This is a genomic window from Acinetobacter sp. NigerLNRRAM0016 (assembly GCF_054112845.1).
Genome location: NZ_JBSYVT010000133.1, coordinates 1 through 343, shown reverse-complemented (window position 1 = coordinate 343; position 343 = coordinate 1). Strand labels below are relative to the sequence as shown.

The following is a 343-nucleotide window of genomic DNA, read 5'->3' as shown; positions in this document are numbered from 1 at the left end:
AGAGGTGGTCCCACTTGTTTGAACAACTAAAAGCGTATTTATAAGTGATATTCCGCTCTAGTTAAGCCACCTTGTTTTGTTGGGGTAGCTGATCATAGTAAAACTCATTTGGTGTCATTTTGTCTAGACTCGAATGAGGTCGTTTCAAATTATAAAACTCAAAATATGCACTTAATTGCTTTTTCGCATCTGTGACACTGCTATAAGCTTTGAGATACACCTCTTCATATTTAACGCTCCGCCATAATCGTTCAACCATCACATTATCTACCCATCGACCTTTACCATCCATACTGATTTGAATGCCATTTGATTTCAATACATCAATAAATGCATCACTGGT

At 37.0% G+C, this 343-nt stretch carries 1 protein-coding gene; it reads right to left on the bottom strand.

Annotated elements, in window-relative coordinates; translation table 11 throughout:
- Positions 1-61 precede the first annotated feature (61 nt).
- Positions 62-343 (bottom strand): integrase core domain-containing protein (locus ACWQ4X_RS19855; RefSeq protein WP_004777403.1); only part of this gene is annotated, 282 nt, incomplete at its 5' end.